The sequence below is a fragment of the Parendozoicomonas verongulae genome, assembly GCF_009711465.1.
GTDB lineage: Bacteria > Pseudomonadota > Gammaproteobacteria > Pseudomonadales > Endozoicomonadaceae > Sansalvadorimonas > Sansalvadorimonas verongulae.
This window is the reverse complement of sequence record NZ_SMME01000503.1, coordinates 802-1,109: the sequence shown is the minus strand read 5'-3', so window position 1 is coordinate 1,109 and position 308 is coordinate 802. Positions and strand designations below refer to the sequence as shown.

At 40.3% G+C, this 308-nt stretch carries 1 protein-coding gene; it reads right to left on the bottom strand.

Features of this window, described 5'->3' with window-relative positions; genetic code table 11:
• Positions 1–308: hypothetical protein (locus E1189_RS22680; protein WP_196220939.1), on the bottom strand; the 308-nt coding region annotated here is incomplete at both ends.

Genomic DNA, 308 nt, shown 5'->3' with positions numbered 1-308 from the left:
CATCGTGAGAATTCATAACAATAACGTCAGTATCCTGATGTTGTTTATTAATCGTTTGCAGAGCCAGTAAAACATCCTGATCAGAAGCAACAAACTTCAGGTCAAATGCAGGGGTCGATTGAAAGGCAGGATTTAAAACAGCAGAATGGCTGACCTGTTTATTATGAATCGGGGAAGAGGGAGCTTTCTTTTTATCCGTACTTAACTGAGAGAGAGTATGGCTGAGTTCTGAGACTGAACCTGAATCGTGTCTTCTTTTTCCAGCACCAAATGATACTTTAGTATCTGGAGATCTTTTCCTTGAGATG